20 protein-coding genes are annotated in these 25,061 nt (G+C 67.7%); 3 read left to right on the forward strand and 17 right to left on the reverse strand.

The features are described 5' to 3' along the window. Positions 1 to 89 precede the first annotated feature (89 nt). On the reverse strand, positions 90 to 1,523 hold the full coding sequence (locus tag K2R93_10025) for a cystathionine beta-synthase (protein ID MBY0490164.1): 1,434 nt from the start codon (positions 1,521 to 1,523) through the stop codon (positions 90 to 92). 123 nt (positions 1,524 to 1,646) lie between these two features. Here K2R93_10025 and K2R93_10030 point away from each other — a divergent pair, with 123 nt between their 5' ends. After that, on the forward strand, positions 1,647 to 3,995 hold the full coding sequence (locus K2R93_10030) for an Ig-like domain-containing protein (GenBank protein MBY0490165.1): 2,349 nt from the start codon (positions 1,647 to 1,649) through the stop codon (positions 3,993 to 3,995). Between the two features lie 28 nt (positions 3,996 to 4,023). Here the strand turns inward: K2R93_10030 and K2R93_10035 are convergent, their stop codons facing one another. The 11 genes from K2R93_10035 to K2R93_10085 form a co-directional block, all read right to left on the reverse strand. Next, a complete protein-coding gene (locus K2R93_10035) occupies positions 4,024 to 4,893 on the reverse strand; it encodes a glutaminyl-peptide cyclotransferase (protein MBY0490166.1) in 870 nt (289 codons plus the stop codon). Beyond that, positions 4,893 to 5,489 (reverse strand): G/U mismatch-specific DNA glycosylase, encoded by a 597-nt coding sequence (mug, locus tag K2R93_10040; GenBank protein MBY0490167.1) that lies wholly within the window; start codon positions 5,487 to 5,489, stop codon positions 4,893 to 4,895. Before mug ends, K2R93_10035 begins: the two co-directional genes overlap by 1 nt. Then, positions 5,489 to 8,236, reverse strand: coding sequence for a DNA mismatch repair protein MutS (mutS, locus tag K2R93_10045; GenBank protein MBY0490168.1), 2,748 nt, complete (start codon positions 8,234 to 8,236; stop codon positions 5,489 to 5,491). Before mutS ends, mug begins: the two co-directional genes overlap by 1 nt. After that, the gene (locus K2R93_10050; GenBank protein MBY0490169.1) at positions 8,233 to 9,198 is read right to left on the reverse strand and encodes an SPOR domain-containing protein; all 966 of its coding nucleotides are present in this window, start codon (positions 9,196 to 9,198) and stop codon (positions 8,233 to 8,235) included. The genes mutS and K2R93_10050 overlap by 4 nt, the downstream gene beginning before the upstream one ends. After that, positions 9,195 to 10,286 carry a DNA polymerase III subunit delta gene (holA, locus tag K2R93_10055; GenBank protein ID MBY0490170.1) on the reverse strand — a complete coding sequence of 364 codons (1,092 nt, stop codon included), beginning with the start codon at positions 10,284 to 10,286 and terminating at the stop codon, positions 9,195 to 9,197. The genes K2R93_10050 and holA overlap by 4 nt, the downstream gene beginning before the upstream one ends. A 117-nt stretch (positions 10,287 to 10,403) precedes the next feature. Beyond that, on the reverse strand, positions 10,404 to 10,979 hold the full coding sequence (locus tag K2R93_10060; GenBank protein ID MBY0490171.1) for a zf-HC2 domain-containing protein: 576 nt from the start codon (positions 10,977 to 10,979) through the stop codon (positions 10,404 to 10,406). A 311-nt stretch (positions 10,980 to 11,290) separates the two neighbouring features. Then, positions 11,291 to 11,935: a sigma-70 family RNA polymerase sigma factor gene (locus K2R93_10065; protein ID MBY0490172.1), complete on the reverse strand. Its 645-nt coding sequence runs from the start codon at positions 11,933 to 11,935 to the stop codon at positions 11,291 to 11,293. 276 nt (positions 11,936 to 12,211) lie between these two features. Beyond that, positions 12,212 to 12,763 (reverse strand): NUDIX hydrolase, encoded by a 552-nt coding sequence (locus tag K2R93_10070; GenBank protein MBY0490173.1) that lies wholly within the window; start codon positions 12,761 to 12,763, stop codon positions 12,212 to 12,214. Further along, positions 12,760 to 13,377, reverse strand: coding sequence for an SET domain-containing protein-lysine N-methyltransferase (locus K2R93_10075; protein MBY0490174.1), 618 nt, complete (start codon positions 13,375 to 13,377; stop codon positions 12,760 to 12,762). The genes K2R93_10070 and K2R93_10075 overlap by 4 nt, the downstream gene beginning before the upstream one ends. A 128-nt stretch (positions 13,378 to 13,505) precedes the next feature. Further along, positions 13,506 to 14,897 (reverse strand): insulinase family protein, encoded by a 1,392-nt coding sequence (locus K2R93_10080; GenBank protein ID MBY0490175.1) that lies wholly within the window; start codon positions 14,895 to 14,897, stop codon positions 13,506 to 13,508. Beyond that, positions 14,894 to 16,207, reverse strand: coding sequence for an insulinase family protein (locus K2R93_10085; protein ID MBY0490176.1), 1,314 nt, complete (start codon positions 16,205 to 16,207; stop codon positions 14,894 to 14,896). Before K2R93_10085 ends, K2R93_10080 begins: the two co-directional genes overlap by 4 nt. 44 nt (positions 16,208 to 16,251) lie before the next feature. Between K2R93_10085 and K2R93_10090 the strand changes: the two genes are divergently transcribed. Continuing rightward, positions 16,252 to 18,069 (forward strand): hypothetical protein, encoded by a 1,818-nt coding sequence (locus K2R93_10090; protein ID MBY0490177.1) that lies wholly within the window; start codon positions 16,252 to 16,254, stop codon positions 18,067 to 18,069. A gap of 41 nt (positions 18,070 to 18,110) precedes the next feature. Here K2R93_10090 and K2R93_10095 read toward each other — a convergent pair whose 3' ends face one another. Next, on the reverse strand, positions 18,111 to 18,788 hold the full coding sequence (locus K2R93_10095; protein MBY0490178.1) for a YdcF family protein: 678 nt from the start codon (positions 18,786 to 18,788) through the stop codon (positions 18,111 to 18,113). A 199-nt stretch (positions 18,789 to 18,987) separates the two neighbouring features. On the opposite strand from K2R93_10095, the gene K2R93_10100 reads away from it, so the two are divergent. Continuing rightward, the gene (locus K2R93_10100; protein MBY0490179.1) at positions 18,988 to 20,847 is read left to right on the forward strand and encodes a hypothetical protein; all 1,860 of its coding nucleotides are present in this window, start codon (positions 18,988 to 18,990) and stop codon (positions 20,845 to 20,847) included. A 58-nt stretch (positions 20,848 to 20,905) separates the two neighbouring features. Here the strand turns inward: K2R93_10100 and K2R93_10105 are convergent, their stop codons facing one another. The 4 genes from K2R93_10105 to K2R93_10120 form a co-directional block, all read right to left on the reverse strand. Then, a complete protein-coding gene (locus K2R93_10105) occupies positions 20,906 to 22,318 on the reverse strand; it encodes an MBL fold metallo-hydrolase (GenBank protein MBY0490180.1) in 1,413 nt (470 codons plus the stop codon). A gap of 69 nt (positions 22,319 to 22,387) precedes the next feature. After that, positions 22,388 to 22,690 carry a metalloregulator ArsR/SmtB family transcription factor gene (locus K2R93_10110; protein MBY0490181.1) on the reverse strand — a complete coding sequence of 101 codons (303 nt, stop codon included), beginning with the start codon at positions 22,688 to 22,690 and terminating at the stop codon, positions 22,388 to 22,390. Between the two features lie 347 nt (positions 22,691 to 23,037). Next, a complete protein-coding gene (locus tag K2R93_10115) occupies positions 23,038 to 23,199 on the reverse strand; it encodes a hypothetical protein (protein ID MBY0490182.1) in 162 nt (53 codons plus the stop codon). A gap of 200 nt (positions 23,200 to 23,399) precedes the next feature. Next, positions 23,400 to 24,962 carry a sigma-54 dependent transcriptional regulator gene (locus K2R93_10120; protein MBY0490183.1) on the reverse strand — a complete coding sequence of 521 codons (1,563 nt, stop codon included), beginning with the start codon at positions 24,960 to 24,962 and terminating at the stop codon, positions 23,400 to 23,402. Positions 24,963 to 25,061 lie beyond the last annotated feature (99 nt).

Genomic DNA, 25,061 nt, shown 5'->3' on the forward strand with positions numbered 1-25,061 from the left:
AGGGGGAAGAGCTCAGGACCGCATGCAGTCCTGAGCTCTCCCCCCTGACGTTCTCCCCCCTGATCTCTCAGGGGTGACCATCCCGCCCACTAGCGATGCATGAGGTACTCGAGGACATCAAAGCGCGTGACGATTCCCTGGATCACTCCATCCTTCCGCATCAGCACCGCCCGATTCGACTTCGACAGCATCTTCGCCACGCCTTCCACGGGCGCGTCGGCGTCGACGACGGGGAACGGCTGATCCATCACATCACTCACCGTCTTGTCGAGCACCTTGGGATCGGCCAGGGACTGCGAGGTGAGCTGCGACTCGGCCACGCTCCCCACGCACATCGCGCCGTCCATCACCGGTGCCTGCGACACGTTGTGCAGCGCGAGCAGACGAATCGTCTGCCGCACCGTGGCACCGGGGGAGACGCTCACGATGGCGGGCGCGCTCGCGTCCTTGTTGCCCAGCACACTCGCGATGTTCGTCTGCGGCGTGTCGAGCAGCTGATTCTCGCGCATCCACTCGTCGTTGAACACCTTGCTGAGATAGCGCTCGCCCGTGTCGCAGAGGAAGGTGACGACGCAGGCGTTGGGATCATCGAGCCGGCGCGCGACCGTAAGCGCGGCGTGCGCGATCATGCCGGCGCTGCCTCCCACGAAGATCCCTTCTTCGCGCGTGAGGCGCCGCGCCATGCTGAAGGCATCCTTGTCGCTCACCGAGATGAATTCGTCGATGACGTCCATGTCGAGCGTCTTCGGCACACAGTCCTGCCCCACGCCTTCGACCTTGTACGGCGCCCCACTCGGATGCCCTTCGCCCTTGCTGCGCCACAGTTCGGCAAGCACGGAGCCCATGGGGTCGGCCGCGATGATCTTGATGTTCGGATTCATCGACTTGAGGTAGCGCGCCACGCCCGTAATGGTGCCCCCGGTGCCGGCACCGGCCACGAAGTGCGTGATGCGCCCGCCGGTCTGCTCCCAGAGTTCCGGGCCGGTCGTGGCGACATGCGCCGCCGGATTCGCCGGATTCTCGAACTGCCCCGCCAGCACCGCACCCGGCGTCTCCCGCACGATGCGCTTGGCCATCTGCACATAGTTCTGCGGATGATCGGGGGGCACGGCGGTGGGCGTGATGATCACTTCGGCACCGAACGCCTTGAGGAGCCGGACCTTCTCCTGGCTCATCTTGTCGGGCATGGTGAAGATGCACTTGTAGCCCTTGAGCGCCGCGGCGATCGCGAGCCCCACCCCCGTATTGCCGCTCGTGGCCTCGACGATCGTCCCCCCCGGCTTGAGCGTGCCGGCGGCTTCGTGGGCCTCGATCATCGGCAGTCCGATGCGATCCTTGACGCTGCCACCGGGGTTAAAGAAGTCCGCCTTCCCGAAGAGCGGGGTGCGGATCCCCTTCGCCACCCGCGACAGGCGGATCAGCGGCGTCCAGCCGATGGTATCGAGGACGTTGTCGTAGGGGCGACGATGCCGGAGGTGACCGTCAGCGGTCACCATGGCGTCGGTGGGGAGGGTGGTGGCCATGGCGGGGAGTCCCAAGGGAATAGAATGCCGATGGATCGCTTCGTGGAATGTACACCGAGGTCGTGGGGGAGGCGCGCTCGTGCGTGTTCCCTTGCAGCAGTGCCGTCACCATCGTTCACCGCTATGTCCTTTCGCGAATTCCGTTCCGTCCGCCTGGCCGCGCTCCTGGCCGCCCTCGCTGCGTCCGCGCTCGTCAGCGCCTGCTCGCGCGAAAGCACGGCCCCCACCGCCGTGCCCACGACCATCGTCGTGCAGGCGGGCAACAACCAAACCGCGGTCGCCGGCCAGCCGCTCGCCACGCCGCTCTCGGTCGTCGTGACCGATGCCGCCGGCAAGGGGGTCAAGGGCTATCGCGTGGACTGGGATCTGGGCGCCGCCTCCGGCACCCTGAGCGCCCGGTCGTCCACCACCGATGGCAGCGGCATCGCCACCACCACCTGGACGATGGGCCCCACCATCGGCACGGCGCGCGTCGCCGCGCAGGTGAACGGGCTCAATCCCGCGGTCTTCACCGCCACGGTCATCGCCGGCCCGGTCGCCTCGGTCGTGGCGACTCCCGAAGCCACCGCACTTGGCGTCGGCGACACGATTCGCGTCCGCGGCTCGGTGCGTGATGCCTTCGGCAACACCATCGCCGGCCAGACGATCACCTTCACCACCCTCGACGCCTCGCTCGCATCGGTGAGCAGCACGGGCCTCGTCACGGCGCTCGCGCAGGGCACCGCGCGCATCGTGGCCGCCGAAAACGCCGGCAAGGCCGATACCGTACCGGTCAGCATCGGCCCCGCCGGCAGCGGCGCCTGCGGCACGGCGTCGCCCGTCACCATGACGCTGGGCGAAGTGCGCACGCCCGCCGCCGGCGCCACGAGCGTGAGCCTGTGCCTCGCCGCCCCCGCTGGCGTGAACGCCGAATACGGCCTCGCGCTGTTCAACACCACCAGCAACTTCGGCGTCGGCAGCTACGTTGATGTCCTGGGGATCGGGAACACGGGCCCCACCACCGTGTCGCTCTCGGCCGCCCAGGCGCTCGGCAGCACCAGCACCGCCACGATCGGCGACATTCCGGTGGGCGCCGAGGTCGATGATCGCAACGCGGTCCGCGAAGCCGAGTTCGCGCGGCGCGAAGTGGCGCGCAAGGAGCTGGCACCGCTCGTGGACGATGCGCGCAGCTGGTACGGCAGCCGCGGGCGCTTCAGCTATGCCGTCGCGACCCCCAATGTGGGCGATCAGATCAAGCTGAATGCCAACGCGAGCCAGGCGTGCTCCAACCCCAATACCCGCACCGGGCGCGTGGCAGCCGTCAGCAGCCGCGCGATGGTGGTGAGCGATGTCGACAATCCGAGCGGCGGCTACACCGACGCCGACTATCAGGGCATCCTCGCCACGTTCGACACGCTGATCTTCCCGATGGACACGGCGGCGTTCGGCGCGCCCACGAACATCAGCAGCTACGGACGCATCATTCTGTTCTTCACGAAGGCCGTGAACGAACTGACGCCGCGCAACGCGAACTTCACCATCGGCGGCTTCTTCTTCGCGCGGGATCTCTATCCCAAGAAGGCGAGCGGTTCACTCGGCGCGTGCAGTGCGTCGAACGAGAATGAGATGTTCTATCTGCTCGTCCCCGATCCGAACGGCGAGATCAACGGGAACAAGCGCACGAAGGATGAGGTCACCAGCAGCAATCAGTCCACGATCGCGCACGAGTTCCAGCATCTCATCAACGCCTCGCGTCGGCTTTACGTGAACCCCGGTGCGGCGTCGAACGAAGAAACGTGGCTCGATGAAGGGCTCGCGCACGTGGCCGAAGAGCTCTTGTACTTCCGCATCTCGGGCTTCGGCACCCGCCAGAATCTGGGGCTCCCCGACGTCACCGCGAACACCACCCGGCAGTCGCAGTTCAATACGTACGCCGCCCTCAACTTCCTGCGCTTCCAGCGGTTCATCACCGCGACGGAGTCGAACTCGCCGTACGCGCCGAACGATTCGCTCTCCACGCGCGGCGCGACCTGGAACTTCCTGCGCTTCGCGGCGGCGCGGCAGGGCGCCGCGGGCGAGGCCGCCTTCTTCCGCGCCCTCGTCAACTCGCGCACGACCGGCGTGGCGAATCTGCAGAACGTGCTCACGAGTGGTGGCTTCAGCGATTATCTGATCGACTGGGCCGTCTCGCTCATCGGCGACGACTTCTCCACGGCGCAGACGGCGCTGCTCGATCCCCGCTACGTGAACCCGGCGTGGAATTTCCGGAGCATCTTCCCGGGGCTGCGTATCAGCGGCAGCCCGCTCGGGGTGTATCCGATCAGTGCCCGGCTCCTCACGAGCTCGAGCCCGCAGCGCATCATTCTCGCCGGCGGCACCAGCAGCTACGTGCGCTTCGGCATCCCCGCCGGCCGGTCGGCCTTCATCACGTTCTCGTCGAACGGTCAGGCGCCGCCGGCCGGGGTGCGCTGGGGCTTCGTGCGGCTGCGCTGAGCGCGCCGCGTGGTGGGCAGCGGAGCACTCAGCTCCGCTGCTTCACCTTGATCTCGAACAGCTTCGGCCAGTACTTGCCGGTCACGAAGATCCGATCCTTCTCGGCGTCGTACGCGATGCCGTTGAGCACATCTTCGCTGCCGGTGCGATCGAGGCTCGGCAGGATTCCGCCCAGATCGATCCAGCCGACCACATTGCCCGTCGCCGGATCGATGCGCGCGATCTGATCGCTCTGCCAGATGTTCGCCCAGAGCTCGCCCTTCACCCACTCGAGCTCGTTGACCTGCGTGACCGGCGTCCCGTGATCGGACACGGTGATCGTCTTGGTCACGACAAAGGTGCGCGGGTCCCGGAAGACCACCGACGGCGTCCCGTTGCTCATGATGAGCTCCTTGCCATCGGTCGTAAGCGCCCAGCCCTCGCCGTCGTAGCCGAACGTGGCCTGCCGCGTGAACGTCTTCCAGTCGTAGGTGAATGCCTTCCCCGACTTGTAGGTGAGCTGGAAGAGCGTGTTCCCGAGGATCACGATCCCCTCGCCAAAGTGCGGACGCTCGAGATCGAACTGGCGCACGACCTTGCCGCTGGTCAGCTCCACCTCGCGGATCCAGCTGGTGCCTTCCACGCCGGTGCTTTCGAAGAGCTTGCCGTCGTGCCAGAGCAGCCCTTCGGTGAAGGCCTTCGTGTCGTGCGGGTACGACGCCACCACCTCGTAGGTGTACGTCGGCGTCCGTGCCGCCGGTGTGGCGATTGCGCTGTCGGCCGAGTCGCGGGCCGCGGCGGCCTTGGTCCCGTCGCTGCACGCGCCGAACGCACCGGCGGTGCCGACGAGACCAAGGGTCGCGAGCAGAATGAGGCCCGCAGCCGTGCGGGAGCGACGAAGACTGGAGAGAATGGGCATCAGCGTGTGTGTCCGTGTTCCACCCACTGCTTCAACGCGCCGAGCAACGCGACGAGATCCGACAGCTGGTGGTTGGCATTGAGACCGCTTGGACTCGGCAGCGCCCACAGTGCGCTCGGTCCGATGGTTTCCGGTTGCAGCCCGAGTTGCGCGTTCGGGCGATGAAACGCGCTGCGATACGCGCCGATGCCCAGGAAGGCCACCACCGTCGGCGTGTACGTCGTGACGAGCGTGGTGAGACGCGCGCCGCCCGCCACATACTCCTCCGGCGCCAGCTCCGACGCGGCGGCGGTGGTGCGTGGCACCATGTTGGTGATGCCATAGCCCAGAGGCAACAGCTCGCGCTCTTCCCACGGGGAAAAGAGCCGCGGGGTAAAGCCGGCGCCGTGCAGCGCCGGCCAGAAGCGATTCCCCGGACGGCCGAAGTGATGGCCGATGGCCGCGGTGTAGAGCCCCGGATTGATGCCGCAGAAGAGCACCCGCAGGTTCGGCGCGATGAGATCCGGCACCGTCTTGTGTACCGCCGCCGCCAGCTCGGCCTTGGTGGGCTTGGGCGGCGGCGTGACCGCTGCCGGCAGGCGCGACGACGCGGCCATCACGCCGGTTCCTTGCGGCCCAGCGATTCCTTGAGCGACGCGAGCGTGCTGAGCGCCTGCATCGGCGTCATGTGCTCGGGCTCGAGGGCATCCACGGCATCGGCCAGTCGCGCGAGCGCCGGATCCGGTGCGACCGCCCCCGCCTCGCCAAAGAAGCCCAGCTGCGTCGTGGGGACCGGCGCGTGCTGCTTGAGCCGCGGGCCTTTGCGCTTGGTGCTCACCGGCGCCTGCATACCGTCGGCCGTCAGGCGTGCGGCCATCTGCTCCCCTTCGCCCTCGAGCAGCGCGAGCACTTCCTTGGCCCGCGAGATCACCGCGGCCGGCAGACCGGCCAGGCGGCCCACTTCGATGCCGTAGCTGCGATCGGCGCCACCGGGGATGAGCTTGTGCAGGAAGAGCACCTGATCGCCCACCTCGCGCACCGCCACCGTGAAGTTGCGCACGCCACTGAGCTCACTTTCGAGCTGCGTGAGCTCGTGGTAGTGCGTGGCGAATACCGTCTTGCATCCGACCGCGTCGTGGAGATGCTCGCTCACGCTCCACGCGATCGAGACGCCGTCGTACGTGCTCGTGCCGCGCCCGATCTCGTCGAGCAACACGAGCGACCGCTTGGTGGCGGTGTGCAGAATGGCGCTCGTTTCGCTCATTTCCACCATGAAGGTGGACTGACCGCGCACGAGATTGTCGCTCGCGCCCACGCGCGTGAAGAGACGGTCCACGATGGCCAACCGCGCCTTGCGCGCCGGTACATACGCGCCCACCTGCGCCAGCAGCTGAATCAGCCCGATCTGCCGCAGAATCGTGCTCTTACCGGCCATGTTGGGCCCCGTGAGCACGATGAGCTGTGCGTCCGACGACAGCGTGAGATCGTTCGGAATGAACTTCTCGCGCGCCATCATCCGCTCCACCACCGGGTGCCGGCCCGCGACGATCTCCAGATCGAAGCCGTCGTGCAGCTCGGGGCGCACGTACTGCTCACGCTCGGCGACTTCCGCGAAGCTGGCCAGCACGTCGATGGTGCTCACACGCTTGGCCACCGCCTGCCACCGCGCGATCGCCTCACCGGCTTCGCGCCGCAGCGCTTCGAACAGCTGCCGTTCGCGTGTTTCGATGCGCTCGGCGGCGTTGAGCACTTTTTCCTCGTATTCCTTGAGCGCCGGCGTCACGTACCGCTCAGCACCCGTCAGCGTCTGGCGCCGCTGATAGTCGTCGGGCACCAGATGCTTGTTGGCGTTCGAGATTTCGAGGAAGTATCCGAACACCTTGTTGTAGCCGACCTTGAGGCTCGCAATGCCGGTGCGCGCGCGCTCCTGCGCCTGGATCGTGGCGATGGCATCCTTGCCGCCATCACGCAGCGCGCGGAGCTCGTCGAGCTCGGGGTCTACGCCGGGGGCGATCGTGTCTTCCTCACCGATCATGAGCGGTGGGCGCTCGACCAGCATGGTGGTCAGTCGCGCTGCGCAGTCGGCCCCATCATCCCAGTCGTGCAGCATGGCGGCCAACACCCCGCCGCTGGTGCCACCCTGATTCACATGCTGCAGCAGCGTCTGCACGGCCTTTGCGACCTGCGGCAAGCGGGCCAGCGAATCGCCCAGCGCGCGCAACTCGCGCGGCGTGGCGCGCCCCGCGGCCGCCTTGCTCGCCAGACGCTCCACATCGCGCACGCCATCGAGTGCCGCGCGCACGCCGCTGCGCCCCACCGGATCACGGACGAGCGCCGTCACCGCGTCGAGGCGCTGTTCGATGACGTCGCGCTCGAGCAGCGGCGCGAGCAACCACTGCCGCAGGAGGCGCTGCCCCATGGGGGTGATCGTGCGATCGAGCACGCTGAGCAGCGTACCGCTCAGGTCACCGCCGCGCAGCGATTCCACCAGCTCCAGATTACGCCGCGTCATCTCGTCGAGCGGCATGATGCCACCCGGGCGCTCCACCACCGGGCGCGCGAGATGCGGCAGTCCGCCAGGCTGCAGTTCGCGCAGATAGCGCAGCAGCGCTCCGCCCGCCCCAAGCGCGGCCCCATCGTCGGTGCCCAGGCCAAAGCCTTCGAGGCTGGCCACCGCGAACTGCCGCGCGAGATCATCGGCGCCGAGCTGCGCGTCGAACTCCCAGCCTTCGCGCTCGGTCACGAGCGCCCGATCGGCCACGCGCAGCGCCGGGGTCAGCTCCACGTTGAGCGCCCCGCGCACCACCAGCAGTTCACGCGGCGCGAGGCGCGCCAGCACCGCCGGCGCATCAGCCACGGTCGCCACAAACAGGCGGAGCTCACCGGTCGAGAGATCGGCCGCGGCCACGCCCACGCGCTCGCGCGCGCCTTCGCTGGCGCCGCTCTTGCCGATCGTGTCGCGCCCCATCGCCACCGCGCACACGTAGTTCGCGCGCGCGCCATCGAGGAGATCGTCGGCGAAGACGGCGCCCGGGGTGATCGTTTCGATCACTTCGCGCTTGACGATCCCCTTGGCGAGCTTGGGATCTTCGACCTGCTCACAGATCGCAACGCGATACCCCTGCCCCACCAGGCGGCGCAGATACTCCGCGCACGCCTTGACCGGAATCCCGGCCAGCGGTACTTCCGCCGCGCCGCCGTTGTTGCGCGAGGTCAGCGTGAGCCCCAGCACGCGCGACGCCTGTTCGGCGTCTTCGTAGAACATCTCGTAGAAGTCGCCCATCCGGAAAAACAGGATCGCGTCCTGATGACGCGCCTTGATCTCCCGGTACTGCTGCATCAGCGGCGTCGCGGCACCACTCACGGTTTGAGCTCCGCGACAAAGCCCGTCTGCCCCTGCTTCTTGAGCTTCGCCAGCGCCGCCGTCGCCTCCGCCCGCGTCTGATAGCGCCCCGTCCGCACCCGAAACGGCTTCGCATCGCCATCGATCCGCGCCTCGATCCCGCGCCCCTTGAGGCGCTTCACCGTCGCCAACGCCTCGTCGCGCGTATCGTACGCCGCCAGCTGCACACTGAACCGCGCACCATCGCCAGAATCGCCGTTCGCCGTCCCGCCGTTCGTCTTCCCGCTTTTCGCCTTCCCGCTGTTCCCGTCGTCCAAGCTTCCGGAGTTCAAGCTTCCGGAGTTCAGGCTTCCGGAGTTCCGCTTCTCCCCCGCCCCCGCCCCTGCCCCCGCCACCGCACACCGCTTCCCCAACTCCTCATACTGCAACCGCAGTTCTCCCTCCGGCACCGCCGACGTCGGCAGCTCCGCGAGCGCCGAGCACGCCGCGCCGCTGTTCCGTTCGTCGAAGTACCCGCGCACGATCCACAGCCCCGCCTTGGCGCGGGCCGTCGTGTTCGGGAAGTCCTGCGTCACACGCGCGAAATAGGGCCGCGCGGTGGCCGGCCGGCCGCGCAGCATCTCGAACTCGCCCAGCCGTACCAGCGCATCGGCGGTCCGCGGCGACAGCGGCGCCTCGATCGTGAGCCGCTTCCAGTCGCGCTCCGAATCACTCGCCCGCTCGGCGAGCATCGCGCGCCAGTAGAGGGCCTCGGCGAGCTCGTTGCTCCCCGGCGTCTGCATCCGCACGAGCGAATCCAGCAGCGCGCGCGCATCGGCGCCGGCGCCCGCTTCCACGAGGCTGCGCGCGCGCCCCACTTCGCGCACGACGCCGGCGGCGAGCGACGTTTCCTGCGCATGTGCCACGCGCGCGCCGGTGGCAACCGCGGCCAGCGTGATCGTGGTCAGCAGCCAGCGACGCGTGCATGCCCGCGGGCCTATCATGCCGCCTTCCGCGTACGGGTCGCACACAACGACAACACCAACGACATCAGGATCTGCTCCGCATTCGAGACCGTCGTTTCCTTGAGCGCCATATCGGCTTCCAGCAGCAGCTCGAGCGCGCGCGCACAGGCCGCGGCACTCCAGCCATCGGTGACCTTCGTCCAGGCCGACGCGGCTTCACCCCACGGGCGTCCGGGATAGCCACCCGTTTCCTTGAGAAAGGCAAAGAACTCCGAGGGAAGCCGACTGGTGGGAATCCCCGCATCGCGGCGGGCGCGCCCGAACGCCAACGCGAACGCCTGCGTGCTGAGCATCATCACTACCTGTACCGCCGTCACCTTGGGCTGCCCCAGCACGTGCGAGACGAGCGTCACCGCGGTCTTGGCATCCTGGCGCGCCACGGCATCGAGCAGATCGGTGACTGTTTCCCCGCGTCGCACGCCCACCACCGCACTGATCGCGTCGATGTCGATCGACGCGCGGGCGTTGGCGTCCCGATCGGCGGCGCCCAATACATAGCTGGCGCACTTGTCGAGTTCGGCGGCCAGCAGATGCAGATCGTTCCCCACGGCCTGCTGCAGGAGCTGCGCCGCGTCGTCATCGATATCGATCTGCAACGCGGTGCCGGCGTGGTGCGCGATCCATTTGCGCACCCGCTCTGGCGTGAGCGGCGCGAAGTCGAGCGACACACTCGCCCCGGCGATCGCCGCGTCGGGCTTGGTGCCAGCGGGGCTCACGAGCAGCAGCAGCGTGTCGCTCGCCGGACGAGCGAGATATTTGTCGAGCTGCTGCCGGGCCGCCTTCTTGAGCGCCGTGACATCGCGCAGCACCACGGCGCGGCGCTCGGCGAGCATCGGTGGCGTGGCCAGCAGACTCCCCACCGTTTCGGCGTCGAGATCGTTGGCGCGCCGCGACTCCAGGTTGAAGTCACGCGTGGACGGATCCACCGCCGCCTCCAGCAGATCGCGGACGGCGCTTTCCTTCAGGTAGTCGTCGTCGCCGTGCAGATAGTACACGGGCGCGAACTGCCGAGCCTGCACCGCGGCCTGCACCACGCGGAGCGGCGACTGTTCCTTAGGCGCGGCCATGCCACCTCACCCGCGGTGGCGGCACTTGCAACGTTCGCGACGACATCCCTCAAATCTAAAGCGGCCGGTTCTGCAGGAGGCGCAGAACCGGCCGCGGAGACCAGCGATCGGCGGTGGTCAGTGCGCCGAGACCAGGGAAAAGCCGGCGCTCATCGCCTGCATGGGCGCGTCGTCCACCATCATCGCCGCCGGCCACATGGGATTGCCGGTGCTCATCGCCTGCACCATCTGCGGCGTCAGGTACGGCGACGGCTGGACGGGGGTCGGCGACGCCGCGATCACCGGCTGCATCGAGCGCGGGGTCGCCGTGGCGACCTGCACCGCCTGATAGGCGAGGATCCCCAGCACGGCGCTTGCCGCCACCGCGACCACCATTCGGGAGGAGCGCCCCGGGGCAAACCCACCGGCCCGCCGCTCGAGGTGGGGCGCGTGATCGAGGCGATACGCCTCGCGTTCCTGGCGGCACTCGGTACGGCACTCGGCCAGTCGCGCCCGCAGCTTCTGCTGAAAGTCCGCACTCGGCTCAAGCGTCGGGAGGCTGCGGGCCACCATGAGTGACCGGCGCACCAGCGTGTCGTGGGCCGCGCAGCCGTCGCACTGCATCACATGACGTTGCGCCGCGGCCATCACCTCACCCGGCAGGGTGTCGTCGAGATAGGCGAGGTGCTGTTTGCGGAATTGCTTGCAGTCCATCAGGAACCGTCGGAACGGAGCGGAGACAGCCGCCCCCGGAAGGGGGACGCACGGCAGGATACCCGAGGGGAGGGTCGGCAGTTCCGGGAAGATTCGTGAGAGGGGGATGCGTCGCAAGGCGGAGGAGGTTGCCTCACATCTGAGATGTCGGACGTCAGAAGTGAGTAACCCCCGAGAGTTCAGGGGGGAGAACGTCAGGGGGAAGGAATCAGGACCGCAGTCCTGACCACTTCCCCCTGACGTTCTGCCCCCTGAGCTCTCAGGGGTTCACCCACCACCCCAAACTCAGAACTCAAGACTGAGCGCCCAGCCTACCGCACCAACGGCGCAATGATATCCGCAAACGCCGTCCGCGCCCGGTTGAGCCTCGACTTCACCGTCCCGAGGTTCACGCCCGTGATCTCCGCGATTTCCTCATACGACTTCCCTTCGAGCTCGCGCAGCACGAACACCTCGCGGTGGTGCGCCGGGAGCTGGCCGACCGACTGCTCCACCATCTCGCGCAGATGGCGCTTGCGGAAGAGATCATCGGGGCGCGTGTGCACATCTTCGAACTGGAGGGGGCGCTCCTCGTCTTCGAACTTCGCCTTGATCGTCTGGAAGAGCACGAGCGGATTGCGCGAGCGATTGCGCAGTTCGTTCTTCGCCAGGTTCGAGGCGATGGTGTAGATCCACGTCGAGAACTTCTTCGAGCGATCGAAGCGCCCGATGTGGCGATAGACGCGGATGAACACTTCCTGCACCAGATCCTCGGCGCGGTCGCGGTCACCGATCGTGCGGTACACGAAGTTGAGGAGGCGACCCTGATAGCGGTCGACCAGCTCCTCGAACGCGCGTTCCTCCCCGTGCAGGAAGGCCGACACCACGTCGCCATCCTCGAGCGTACGCAGGTGCTCGCGCACCGGCACCGCAGGGGTGGTGTGTTGGGTCAGGTGCGTGCGAGCCAGTTCGGCCATGGTCGAGCCCTCCTCCGTCGGTGACGCGAGCCGGTGGCTCGCGGCGCCCCCGACCAGATGAGCCGGACGATCCGGCCACCATGTCGGTGCGCACATAGGCCTAGTGCACGGGGCGTGCCGGATGGAACCTTCCGGAACATTTCTGGCTAAGTATCTGCAAATCAACAACTTACCAGATACCAGCCAGACCCCGCCCCCCATGTCACCGACAACCGGCGTCCCCTTTTTCGATACAGGCGTCCTTTTTCGTGGACACCTGTCCGGACATCAGGGCAGTCAGCTCAGCCGGAATCCTGCCGCGTAGAGCAGCGCGAGCGCCGTTTTGGCGTCCTGGATTTCGCCCCGCTCGATCATGGCCAGCGCCGCCGACAGCTTGGTCGGCACCAGCTCCATGAATTCGTCGGCCTCCCGGGCGGTCTCCCCGGGGGTGAGCCCGGTGGCCAGGAAGAGATGGATCTTCTCGTCCGTGAACCCCGGCGTCGTGTACATGGTGAACAGATGTTCGACACGCGACGCCGTGTACCCGGTTTCCTCCCGCAGCTCGCGGTGCGCACACGCGACGGGGGCTTCGCCGGGATCGAGTCGCCCGGCCGGCACTTCATACAAGAAGGATTCGGCGGCGTAGCGGTACTGCCGGATGAGCAGCACCTCCGGATCGCCATCGAGATCCCCCAACAGCGGCACCACGGCGCTCGCGCCGGGGTGCCGGATCATTTCGAGCCTGCCGGTGGAGCCGTCGGGAAAGCGCACCTCATCGAGGTCCACCGAAATGATGCGCCCGCTGTAGACGCGCTCCCCGCCAACCTTCCCGGTCCCGTCGGTGTTCACCGGCTCTTCCGGCTCGACTTCTCGCCCCGGGTCGCGTGGCGTTCGGCGACGTGCGGATGCGTGCTGGTCTTGGTGGCCTTCTTCGCGCCTTTCTTCGCGCCCTTCTTCGCCCCCGCCTTCTTCTTGACCGGCTTCTTGGGCACCGGCACATCGTTGCCGGCCAGCCACTCGCGGATGGTGGGACGCAGGTACACCGGCACCCGCAGGATCGTCCCCCGGCACTTCTTCGCACCGCACCGGCAGGCGTAGTAGCGCACATCCTCCGGCTCGTACTCGTCCTGCCAGTCAAACCGGTAGTCGTAGACGAGTTCGGTGCCCGGCGCGATCGCGTTGATCGCCTTGATGTAGATGTGCCCGTCTTCGATTTCCGTTTCGCAGTTCGGGTCACACGAGTGATTCAGGAAGCGCGCATCGTTGCCCCCGTAGCGCGCATCGAGCACGATCTCGTCGTCGAGGACAAAGAGAAACGTGTGGTGCCGGCCATTGTTGTCGTCGTAGCGACGGTCGGCCTCCGCGTGCGTGATCGGCTGCCCCCAGTACTCATCAATGATCTGGCCGGCGCGGATCGGCTTGATGGCAAACGCGCCGCGCCCCTGGATCTTCGATCGCCGCACCTCGTACAGCGTGGACTTGGGCGGACGGGTGCGGATCGTCTCGCGCACCGACATCGTGCCGGCGACTCGTGCGGGGACCGACTTCTTGGCTGGGCTCACTCAGAACTCGCAAACGCGGGGAAAGAGAATCACTCGGTGGCGCGATCGTCGTCGGTTGGTTGATACACGACCGTGGGCCCCAAGCCAAGGGCCTCCACCGGACCGCGGATCACGTCGGCATCGCCGACCACGACCACCTGCAGCCGCGCCGGGTCAAGATGGGTCTGCGCCACCCGTAGCACATCCTGCGCCGTGACGGCCCGGACGCGCTCGCGATAGGTATCGAAATACGTGCTCGCCAGCCGAAAGATCTCCACGTTCGCCAGTCCACCGGCCACCTCGGCCGTCGTCTCGAAACGAATGGGGAAGACCCCCACGAGATAACTCGTCGCCAGCGACAGCTCGGCGTCGGTCACCGGCGCTTCGCGAATGCGGGTGAACTCCTGCACGATCTCCCGGAGCGCATCGGCGGTCACATTGGTCTCAACCGCCGTGGAGATCTCGAACGGGCTCGCGGCCCGGCGCCAGTCGAACGAGGAGTGCGCGCCGTAGGTGAAGGCGTGCGCCTCGCGCAGGTTCAGATTGAGGCGGGAGGAGAACAGGCCGCCGAGAATCGCGTTCATCACGACGACGGGGAAGTAGTCGTCGTTGAGGCGCGGAATCGTCACGTGTCCCACGCGCAGCTCGCTCTGCGGAGCGTCCGCCTTGTGCACCAGATGCACCCGGGGCTCCGGAAAGCGCTGCTGATCCAACGGCTCGGTGACCGGCGGGGCCTTGCCGCTCCAGCCGCCGAAGTGCGCGCTCACCATCTTCACGGCGCGCTCGATATCGATGTCGCCCACCAGCATCAGCGCGGTGGCATCCGGGCGATAGTACTGCGCGTGAAACGCCACCACCGCGTCGCGCGTGCAGCGTTCGATGCTCTGCTCATCGCCACCGGCCAGCCGAGCGAAACGCGACGCCCGCTGATACAACAGCCGGGAGAAGAACACATCGGCCAACCCGCGCGGCTCGGCCCGCAGCTGCGCGAGGTCAGCCTGCCGTTCGGCCCGCAGGCGCACCAGCTCCGCCTCGGGGAACGAGGGATGGCAGAGCACCTCGGCCAGCACGGCCAGCGCATCGTCGATGCGGCTCGAGAGCGCGGTGAGCTGCACGATGGCGGAATCCCAGTCGGCCCCGGTGTCGAGCGTCGTGCCAAGCATCTCGAGACGTGTGGTGAGCTCGAGGGCATTCATGTCGCGCGTCCCTTCGCTCAGGGCGCGCGTCACGAGCTGCGCCAGCCCTTCGACGTCGCGCGGATCGCGCGTCGCGCCCGCTTCGATCACCGCCAGCGTGGTGACCACTGGATACGCGGGGACATTCGCCACGATCACGCGCAGGCCATTGGCCAGGATGCGCGTGTCGAAGCTGGGGAAGCGATAGGCGCGCGGTTCGCCTGGCGCCGGCCGGGCCGGGGCGGGTGGCAGCGTCAGCGCGGTCATGCGCCCACCTCCGCCATCGTATCGGCATCCGCCGGTGCGTCGGACTCCTCGGCGGGCACGTAGAGCAGCAGCGCGCGGTTGTCGGGGCCCAGTCGTTCGCGGGCCAGCGCCGAGACATCTGCGGCGGTGGTGGCGGCATAGCGTGCCACCTGCGTGTTGGCGAGCGCGGCGTCGCCAAAGTAGGTCGCAAAACGGGAAAGCTGGTCGGCGCGCTCCGCCGCCGACTGCATGCTGGTCACGAAGCTCGTTTCGATCAGCGCACGGGCGCGCGTGACTTCGGCCTCCGTCACGCCGTGCTGATGGATCAGATCGAGTTCGGCCAGCACCGCGGCTTCGAGCTGCTCCGGGGAAATACCGGGGAGTGCCGTGGCGTCTACGACCAGCAGGTCGCTCCCCTTGGCCAGATCGTAGGTGAACGCCGACGCCTGCGAGGCAATCCGCTGGCGGCGCACGAGCGACTGCTCCAGGCGGCACCCCGTCCGGAGTCCGAGCACGGCGGCGGCCAGCGACGCGGCGTAGTAGCCATCCGTGCCAAAAACCGGAGTCCGACAGGCGACGAACAGCCGCGGCAGGGCCACGGCATCGGGTACCACCTCGCGACGCGTGTCACCGAACGTGGGCGGTACCGTCATGTCGCGCAGCGGCGGGCGGTTCGTGCCCGCCGGAATGGGCCCGAAGTACTCCGCAATCAGGCGCATCGCCTCGGTCCGGTCAAAGTCGCCGGCGACTGTCAGGACCGCGTTATCTGGCGTGTAGTAGGTTCGAAAGAAGTCGGCCACATCGTCCAGCGACGCATCGGTCAGATGCTCCATGGATCCGATGAGGGAATGGTGGAACGGATGCCCCTCCGGAAAGGTCAGGGCGGGCAGACGCTCCCACCACGTGCCGTACGGCTGGTTGTCCACGCTCCACCGTCGTTCGTTCTTCACCACGTCCCGTTGCGTGTCGAGCTTCTGCTGCGTCAGCCCGGGGAGCATCCGCCCCATGCGGTCGGCTTCGAGCCACAGCGCGAGCCCGAGCTGATGCGACGGCATGGTTTCGTAGTAGTTCGTACGGTCGAGCCACGTGGACCCGTTCAGGGTCCCGCCGGCCCGCTGCACGAGTTCGAAGTGCTCATTCGCTTCCACGTTCTCCGAACCCTGGAAGAGCATGTGCTCGAAGAGATGCGCGAAGCCGGTGCGCTCGAGACGTTCATTGGCGGAGCCGACGTGGTACCAGAGATTCACGGCCACGATCGGCGCCGTATGGTCCTCCGAGAGCACCACGTGAAGGCCGTTCGGAAGGTGGTAGCTCTCGACGGGGATGTGCATGTGCCAAATTTCAGGGGTGGTACAGGAACCCGGAACCCTCGTTCATGTCCATGATCGCACGCGGTACACGGTTATGCACCATCATCGTTGGCGCGTGCGCGACGATGCTCGGTGTGTCGGCCTGCAGCAGTGACCCGGTCCCCACGCAGAATCTGGCGATTGGCACCACGTCGCTGAGCGCGACGGTCGCCACGTCGCCGGCGGCGGTCCCCTCGGTGCGCATTGCCGACAAAGGGGGCAAGGGGGTGAAGGGCGTCATGGTGCGCTGGAAGGCGAGTGGTGGTGGTCTCGTCACCAACGACTCCATTCGCACGGCCTCCGACGGCACCGCCTCGTCTGGTGGATGGCGGCTCGGGACCACCGCCGGGCTGCAGACGCTTACCGCCACCGCGGATGGCGTGCCGGCCGTGACCTTCACGGCCACCGCCGCCGCCGGACCCGTGACCCAACTGGCGCCGAGCAACAGCATCAGCGGCTCGCCCGTGGTCAACTCCGTTGTGTCGCCGGCGCCGGTGGTGAAGGCCATGGACGTCTACGGCAATCCAGTTCCGGGCGTCACCATCACCTTTGTCCCGGCGACCGGGGCTGGTTCGGTCACCGGCGCCCAGCAGACCACCAATGAGGCCGGCCTCGCCACCGTTGGCGGGTGGCAGCTCGGCACCACCGCCGGCATTCAGGTGCTGCAGGCCACTGCCGCCGGTACCAGTGGCACGACCTTCAGCGTCGCCGCCATCCCCGGGCCCGCCGCCGATCTCGTGCGCTTCACCGCCGCCGCGGTAGACGGCCCCGCGGGCACGGCGATCAATCCGGCGCCCGGCGTGAAGGTGGTGGACGCCTTCGGCAATGGCGTCGGCAACGTGCCGGTGACCTTCACCCCGGGGAGCAATTCGGGCTCGGTCACCTCGAGCACGGTGCTCAGCGATCCGGCGACCGGTACCGCCTTCGTTGGCTCTTGGATTCTTGGCACGCAGTCCGTGCAGACGCTCACCGCCACCAGCTCGCTGCTCCCGGGCAAGAGTGTCGGCTTCACGGCAAACGTGATTGCGACCGCGTTCAATCTGGAAGTGCGCTTCATCGGTACGCCCACCACGCTCGTGCAGACGGCCTTCACCGACGCCGCGCGGCGCTGGCGGCAGATCATCGTGGGGCACGTGCACGATGTGCTCGCGAACGTCAATCTGGCCACCTTCTGCGACAGCTGGCTGCCGCAGATCAACGAGACGGTGAAGGACGTCGTGATCTACGCCCGCACGACGCCCATTGATGGCGCCGGCCAGATCCTCGGGCAGGCGTACGTCTGCGGTTACAACAACTCCAACAACATGCCGGTGATCGGCGTGATGGAGTTCGATGAAGCCGACATGCCCGGCCTTATCGCGCGTGGCACGCTGAACGATGTCATCCTGCACGAAATGGGACACGTGCTCGGGTTCGGTACCCTCTGGGATGCCGGGCGCTCGCTCCTGACCGGCGCCGGCACCAGCGATCCGTACTTCGTGGGATCGAATGCGCGCGCCGAGTTCGCCGCCATGAATACCACCACGTACAGCGGCAATCCGGTCCCCATCGAGAACTCTGGCGGCGCCGGCACGCGCGACTCGCACTGGCGCGAAACCATTCTGCAGGATGAGCTCATGACGGGCTATCTCACCGGCAGCACGCGTCCGTTGTCACGCCTCACGATCGCGTCGATGCGCGACATGGGCTACACGGTGAGTTACAGCACCGCCGATGCGTATCGCATCACGGCGGCGTTGTATCAGTTCCCCTTCGTGCAAAGCGGACTCGAGCTGCACGGCGACATCAAGCGCACGCCCGGGGTGGCGTTTGGCCCGAAAGGCGCGGTGATCAAGCTGCGGTGACGGGAGCACTCCGCGCGGTGCATCACCGCGCGGCGTGTCCGTCAGGCGTCGACGAGCCGCTTGCCGGTCAGGCGCAGCCACACCAGCAGCGCCACATCGGTCGGCAGCGCCACCGATTCGCGCAGCATGTACTCGAGCACCGCCCGATTCGCTGAGATCGGGCTGGTCCGCGTGGGCGACGGCATCGGCTGCAGGCCGTGCAGCCGTGCGAGAATGTCCAGGCGCAGCATGTGGAACGGGTCGCTGACCACCAGCACGCGCGGCCGCGCGGGGAGGCGATCAGCGCGACCGATCGGCGTGGAATCGCGGAGCGCTTCGAGCACGGACGCGGCGCCTTCGATGGACGCGAGCGATGTGCGGCCCGCCGGCTCCAGGAAAATCGCCGTATTGGGGACGCCGCGGCGCGCGAGATAGCGGCGACCGGCCGCCGCTTCGCTGATCAGATCGCCCTGACGACGCCCGCCGGTCACCACGATGCGCGGCGCCTCCGCGGCCTTCCATAGCGACAAGGCGTGATCCAGCCGCGAGCGCAGCACCGGCGAGGGGCGGCCCCCGTACTGGGCCGCGCCGAGTACCACGATGGCGTCGGCGGGCCCGTGGCTCGTGCGCCGCGCCCAGCCGGCGATGCACGCCAGCGAGGCCAGCCACCCGATCGCCAGCACGGCGACCAGTCGCAGTGCGAATTGGCGAAGACCGGTACCACGTGACGCGCGGGCCATGTGGCGAAACTACCCAATCGCCCGCGCCACGGCACCATCCGGCGGGACCGGCCGTTCGCGGAATGTCCCCGGAACGATCGCTGGATGTGCTCTCCATGATGACTTCGCCATATTGGTGAGCGTCCGCAGCTGGTTGGGCTCGCCGCCGCAGGACCGGCCGGCAGACTCGACAGGGCTTTCCATTGACCGCTTGGCCGACATGACCCTCCCGCCCCTCTCGCCTCGTTCTGCGCCGCGCCGTATCTCGCTGCGACGCCTCCTGGTTGGCACCATCGCCCTCACCCTCGCCGCGTGCAAAGGCGATGCGCCGGTCCCGTCGTCGGCGACCGCCGTCACCACGGTGACCATCGCGGCACCGGTCGCGTCACGGCTGAGTGAAATGAACGCGCCGGTGGTGAAGATCGCCGACGCCAAGGGCAAACCGATGCGCAACCTGCTCGTGCGCTGGAAGGTGACGAGCGGCGGCGGTTCGGTGATCAATGACTCCTCGCGCACCGACGCGCAGGGGCAGGCGACGTCGGGCGGCTGGAATCTCGGCACGACAGCCGGGGTGCAGACGCTCACGGCGACCCTCGACGGATTGCCGCCGGTGACGTTCACGGCCAACGCGGTACCCGGCCCGATTTCCGAGCTCACGCCGGTCACGACGACGTTCACGACGACCGTCGTGAACCAGACGGTGGTCCCCTCGCCGGCCGTGCTCGCCAAGGATGCGTACGGCAACATCGTGCCCGGCGGTCAGGTCGTGTTTGCGCTCGCGCAGTCGCAGGGCACGCTCGTCGGCGAAACGCAGGCCACCAATGCCCAAGGCATCGCGACGCTCGCCAGCTGGCAGCTCGGTACGACGGCCGGAACGCAATCGGTGCGCGCCACCTCCCCCACGGCGCAGGCGATCACCATCTCGGTGACCGCGCGGCCGGGACCGGTCACGAAGCTCATTGCGCTGACCCAGCCGGATGTGGCCGGTGTCGTGTCCACCGCCGTTGGTGCAACGCCCACGGTGCGCACGGCGGATGCGTTCAACAACGGCGTGCCCAACATCCCCGTCACGTGGACGCTCGGCGCCAACTCGGGCACCATTACGACGCCCACGGCCGTGTCGGACGCCAATGGCGTGGCGACGCCGGGCGCGTGGGTGCTCGGCACCGCCACGACGCAGACGCTCACGGCGTCGAGCAGTGCAGTCCCGGGCACCACGCTCGCCTTCACGGCGCGTCCGGTGACGACGCTGTTCGACATCGGGCTGGTCTTCGTCGGCAGCGGCGGCACGGAGGTGATGCGCGATGCCTTCCGGTCGGCGGCCACGCGCTGGCGTTCGGTCATCACCGGCGATGTGCAGACGTCGCGACTCACGGCGCCGGCGAGCAGCTGCGCGTCGTGGCAGCCGGCGGTGGACTCCACCATCAACGACGTGCTGATCTGGGCGCGCATTGGGCCCATCGATGGCGTGAACAACATCCTGGCCCGTGCCGGCCCATGCTACATCAATCAGGGCACGCGGCTGACGGTGGCCGGCATCATGGAGTTCGATGAAGCCGACCTGCCGAACCTCATCAACAACGGTGGGATCGTGGACGTGATCACCCATGAAATGGGGCACGTCCTCGGCATCGGCACGCTCTGGAACTTTGGCGGGCGCTCGCTGCTCGTCGGCGCCGGCAGCGGCGATCCGTACTTCCAGGGCGCGGCGGCGCGCGCCGGGTTCACCGCGGTGAACACCGTGCTCTACAGCGGCAATCCGGTGCCGGTGGAAAACTCCGGTGGCAGCGGCACGCGGGACTCACACTGGCGCGAAACGACCTTCGGCCGCGAGCTCATGACCGGCTTCTACAACAGTGGCGCACTCAATCCGCTGAGCCGCATCACGATCGGCTCGCTCGAAGATCTTGGCTATCAGGTCAACTACAACGCGTCGGAGCCCTACAGCATCACCGCCCTGCTCTACACCTTCCCGTTCACGCCGTCGGCCAATCTCATTCCGATCATCGACGACGTGACGTCCATCCCGCTCTACGAACTGCGTAACGGACGCGGGGTCCTGATTCGCGCGGCGCGCTGATCGGTTCGCGAAGCGGTGGTGATGGCGTGGTGATGGCGTGGTGATGGCGTGGTGATCGCTAGGCGATCACCACGCGCTCCCCCGGACCGGGAATCGCCACTCGGAAGCCTTTGCCACGGAGCTGCGTGGCAAAGGCTTCTTGTGCATCGGGCTCCCCGTGTACGAGGTAGACCTGCGGATCCCGCCGCCCATCGGCGGCACCGTTGGCGCGCACCGTCTCGAGCCAGCGCGCCAGCTCGGTCCGGTCGCCATGCGCGCTGTAGCCGTTCAGCACCTCGACCTCAGCCTCGAGCGGCACTTCCTCACCGAAGATCTTGAGGACCGGGCGCCGCTCCACGATGCGCCGTCCGAGCGTGTGCTCGGCCTGAAAGCCCACGATGAGAATCGTGTTGCGGGCATCCGGCGCCCCGAAGCGGAGATGATGCAGAATGCGCCCCGACTCGGCCATGCCCGACGCGGCGATGACGATCATCGGGCCATGGCGGTTGTTGAGCGCCTTGGATTCCATCACATCACGTGTGAACTGCACCAACGGAAAGTCGAACAGCTCGGTGGTGTGCCGCACCAGGTCTTCGCCCCGGTCGAAGACTTCCGGGTGCATCGCAAACACCCCGGTGGCCGCGGTGGCCAGCGGCGAATCGATGTAGACCGGGATCGAGGGGATCTTGCCGTCGCGGAGCAGCGTGTGGATGTCGTACAGCAGCTCCTGCGTGCGTCCCACCGCAAAAGCCGGGATCAGCACGCGCCCGCCCCGCGCGGCCGTGCGGCGGATGCAATCGGCCAGCTGGTCGCGTGCGCCTTCCACCGGTTCATGATCGCGATTGCCGTAGGTGCTTTCGCAGAGCACCACATCGGCGCCCAACGGTGGCGCTTCCGGGTCGCGAATGATGGGCAGGCCGCTGCGGCCGATATCGCCCGAGAAGACCACCCGGCGAAAGGTGTCGCCTTCGCGCAGCTCGAGCGCTACCGAGGCGCTGCCCAGAATGTGGCCGGCCTCGGTGAACATCGCGCGCACGCCATCCGTCACGTCGAACCACTTGTGGTACGGCATGCCCACCATCTGGGCCTGGGTGCGCGTGGCGTCCTCGACCCGATAGAGGGGCTCGATGTGCTCATCCCGATGCTTGGCCAGGAACTCGGCGTCCTTCTCCTGGATATGCGCCGAGTCGGCCAGCATGATCGCGCAGAGATCGCGCGTCGCCGCGGTGCACCAGATGGTGCCCTTGTACCCCTGCGCGACCAGGTACGGCAGTCGGCCCGCGTGGTCGATGTGGGCGTGGCTCAGGACGATCGCATCGATCTCGCTGACCGGCAGCGGCAAGGCCGCGTTCTTGGCCCGCGACTCACTGCGCCGACCCTGGAACATGCCGCAGTCGAGGAGCACCGTGCGCTGGGCACGCCCGGTCCCGATGCGGAGGATGTGACACGAGCCCGTGACTTCACGGGCGGCGCCGGCGAATTCGATCTGCATGAAAGGCGAGAGCGGAAGGGGGAGGACGCGACGGCTTCCCCAAGGTACCGCCTCACGCTGGTGGACGCCTCAGTCGCTGGCGACCGCCACCGTGCTCATCCGCTGACACATCAGGTCGCACAGCTTGGCGACCTGCTTGTCGGCCAGCGCGTAGTAGACGTACAGCCCGTCCTTGCGGCGACGCAGGAAGCCGTGCGCGTGCAGCACCTGCAGATGCTTCGACACGTTGGCCTGCTGCAACCCGGTTGTGGTCACCAACTCGTTGACGGTCTGCTCACCGCGCGCCACGAGCGCTCGGAGCAGGAACAAGCGGGCAGGCTCGGCGAGCGCACGAAAGCGCTCTGCGACTGCCGGAATCATCGCATCGGTCATGGTCCCGCGTGCCATCACTCCCCTCGGCCACTGCTTCCTCATTGGCGCGCCTGCGTCGGCTGCGCATCACGCGAGACTGGCGTGACGCCTCAATCATAGAGCACAAACGGCGGAGCGGAAGGGTAAACGACGAGGGGTGCCGCCGGGTACGACCTGCCGTGGACCCCGTCGGGGCGCACGAGTGGCGGGATGTCCGGTGCGGAAAGGTGCCGGGTGTCCCGCCGTGTCGTGCACGATCTCGCCGAAGTCCAGCAGCCACCCACCACCCACAACCAAAAACCCGACACCCCAAACTGATCAGTTGTGGGTGTCGGGTTCTTGGTTGTGGGCGGTGGGTCGGATGCGGATTACCACTCCCGCTGTCGCGGCCACTCCGCGAAGGACACCGGCCGCCACGTGCGCGCCCACTGCCGCAGTTCGTGCCACATGGCAGGCATCACGTGGAGCGCCCGCTGTGTGACATGCTGGGCCAACAGCAACAGCACGAAATCCGAAAGCATGTGCTTCATCGCCAGCTTCATCGGTCCCCCCCGGGTCGATAGGTGGCGCGATCGGTACCCCTGATGATCGCTCACGTATGCGTACCGGTGCCACGTTCTGCACGCCGTGATGCGCTGCACACTGGACATACGTCACCATGATGCAGCGCACACTGGAGCGAGATCACCAACGCGCCGTGCCCTAGGAAGGGATCGGCGCCGTGACCCGCTCAGGCGTTCCGCAGGTCCCGCCGCGCGAGCAGCTTCTGCAACGACTGTCGATGCAAGCCCAGCGCGCGCGCCGTGCGCGCAATGTTGCCGCCGTTGCGCGCCAGCGCCGCACTCAGGAACGCGCGGTCGAACTCGCGCAGCGCGCGCTCGCGCGCCTCGACGAAGGGCAGGTCCGCACTTTGTTCGAGCAGCGCGAGCGGCCGGACCACCTCGTGCTGCATGAGACTCACGGGCAAATCGCACGCAGCAATCTCGGCACCATCGCACATCACCAGCGCGCCCTCGATCACGTTGCGCAGCTCGCGCACGTTGCCGGGCCAGTCGTACTGCATCAGGATCTCCCGCGCGTCCTCACCGATCACCCGCAGCGGCAACCCATGCCGCTCGGCGAAGACCGACAGGAAATGCGTGGCCAGCAGCGGCAGATCCGCCTTGCGATCGCGCAGCGGCGGCAGCGCCAGCGAGATGACCTTGAGCCGATAGAGCAGGTCTTCGCGGAAGCGGCCGTCGGAGACCATCTCGTCGAGCGGCCGGTTGGTCGCCGCAAGCACGCGCACATCCACGCGCGTCGTTTTCGTGCCACCCACGCGCATGACTTCGCCGTTCTCGAGCGCCCGGAGCACCTTGGCCTGCGCCAACGCGCCCAGATCGCCGATCTCGTCCAGGAAGAGGGTGCCGCCATGGGCCGCTTCGAACAAACCACCGCGATCTTTCACCGCCCCGGTGAACGCCCCACGCGTGTGGCCGAACAGTTCACTCTCCACCAGTTCGGACGGCAGCGCCGAGCAGTTGAGGGCCACAAACGGCTTGTTGCGACGCGAGCTCTCTTCGTGCAGCGCCCGCGCGACCAGCTCCTTGCCGGTCCCGCTCTCACCGGTCACGAGCACCGTGACATCGGTGCGCCCCACCCGCGAGATCATGCGGAACACCTCGCGCATGACCGGCGTGGTGCCGTACATGCCGCGGAACTCCATGACCTCGTCATCGCGCTCCGCCCGCAGCGACTGCTGGTCGCGCACCATTTGCATCGCTTCGGCACGCCGCAGGAACGCCCCCACTTCGTGGGCGTCCACGGGGGCGGCGCTCAGAAAGTCCGCCGCGCCATGCTCCGCCGCCTGCTGCGCCGCCCGGTGGGCTTCGGCGTCGGACAGGAGGACGGTCAGCAGCGTGGGGTGCGCGTCTCGCAGGGCGAGCAGCAGCGTCAAGCCGCTGTGATCCGGGAGCTGCGCATCGCTGACCACGAGGTCCACCTCGGCGCGGGCAATCATGTCGACCACACCGGCGGCCTGCGTGGCGTGCAACACTTCGCGCCCATCCGCTTCGAGCGTCGCCCGGAGCGCGGCCTGCGCGTCGTCATTCTGCGTCACGACGAGTACGCGTGAAATCGTGCGCGTGCCACCATCCAGCTGGGCTTGCACGCTCGTGGTCAGCGCACCCGGCGCGGGCTGCCGCCCCGGGCGCTCGCGCTGGGCTCCGGCTCGCACCGGAATCGGGCTGAGTGGCAGGCGTCCCATCGGGGCGGGGGTGGGCATGTCGGCGGTGTACAGAGCGGCGTTGCTCATAGTCCGGATGCGTGGGAGCGTGAAAACACAAAAGGCGCGAGACGGCTCCGGTGAGGAAGCTGTCTGCGCGCCTTCGACTGCCGGGACCGAATCCCGTTC

The sequence above is a fragment of the Gemmatimonadaceae bacterium genome, from assembly GCA_019752115.1.
Lineage (GTDB): Bacteria > Gemmatimonadota > Gemmatimonadetes > Gemmatimonadales > Gemmatimonadaceae > Gemmatimonas.

What these genes read in the sequence shown, in the direction of transcription:
- K2R93_10025 (MBY0490164.1), bottom strand. Translation starts at nt 1,523, where the DNA reads ATGGCCACCACCCTCCCCACCGACGCCATGGTGACCGCTGACGGTCAC.
- K2R93_10030 (MBY0490165.1), top strand. Translation starts at nt 1,647, where the DNA reads ATGTCCTTTCGCGAATTCCGTTCCGTCCGCCTGGCCGCGCTCCTGGCC.
- K2R93_10035 (MBY0490166.1), bottom strand. Translation starts at nt 4,893, where the DNA reads ATGCCCATTCTCTCCAGTCTTCGTCGCTCCCGCACGGCTGCGGGCCTC.
- mug (MBY0490167.1), bottom strand. Translation starts at nt 5,489, where the DNA reads ATGGCCGCGTCGTCGCGCCTGCCGGCAGCGGTCACGCCGCCGCCCAAG.
- K2R93_10050 (MBY0490169.1), bottom strand. Translation starts at nt 9,198, where the DNA reads ATGATAGGCCCGCGGGCATGCACGCGTCGCTGGCTGCTGACCACGATC.
- holA (MBY0490170.1), bottom strand. Translation starts at nt 10,286, where the DNA reads ATGGCCGCGCCTAAGGAACAGTCGCCGCTCCGCGTGGTGCAGGCCGCG.
- K2R93_10060 (MBY0490171.1), bottom strand. Translation starts at nt 10,979, where the DNA reads ATGGACTGCAAGCAATTCCGCAAACAGCACCTCGCCTATCTCGACGAC.
- K2R93_10065 (MBY0490172.1), bottom strand. Translation starts at nt 11,935, where the DNA reads ATGGCCGAACTGGCTCGCACGCACCTGACCCAACACACCACCCCTGCG.
- K2R93_10080 (MBY0490175.1), bottom strand. Translation starts at nt 14,897, where the DNA reads ATGACCGCGCTGACGCTGCCACCCGCCCCGGCCCGGCCGGCGCCAGGC.
- K2R93_10085 (MBY0490176.1), bottom strand. Translation starts at nt 16,207, where the DNA reads ATGCACATCCCCGTCGAGAGCTACCACCTTCCGAACGGCCTTCACGTG.
- K2R93_10090 (MBY0490177.1), top strand. Translation starts at nt 16,252, where the DNA reads ATGTCCATGATCGCACGCGGTACACGGTTATGCACCATCATCGTTGGC.
- K2R93_10095 (MBY0490178.1), bottom strand. Translation starts at nt 18,788, where the DNA reads ATGGCCCGCGCGTCACGTGGTACCGGTCTTCGCCAATTCGCACTGCGA.
- K2R93_10100 (MBY0490179.1), top strand. Translation starts at nt 18,988, where the DNA reads ATGACCCTCCCGCCCCTCTCGCCTCGTTCTGCGCCGCGCCGTATCTCG.
- K2R93_10105 (MBY0490180.1), bottom strand. Translation starts at nt 22,318, where the DNA reads ATGCAGATCGAATTCGCCGGCGCCGCCCGTGAAGTCACGGGCTCGTGT.
- K2R93_10110 (MBY0490181.1), bottom strand. Translation starts at nt 22,690, where the DNA reads ATGACCGATGCGATGATTCCGGCAGTCGCAGAGCGCTTTCGTGCGCTC.
- K2R93_10115 (MBY0490182.1), bottom strand. Translation starts at nt 23,199, where the DNA reads ATGAAGCACATGCTTTCGGATTTCGTGCTGTTGCTGTTGGCCCAGCAT.
- K2R93_10120 (MBY0490183.1), bottom strand. Translation starts at nt 24,962, where the DNA reads ATGAGCAACGCCGCTCTGTACACCGCCGACATGCCCACCCCCGCCCCG.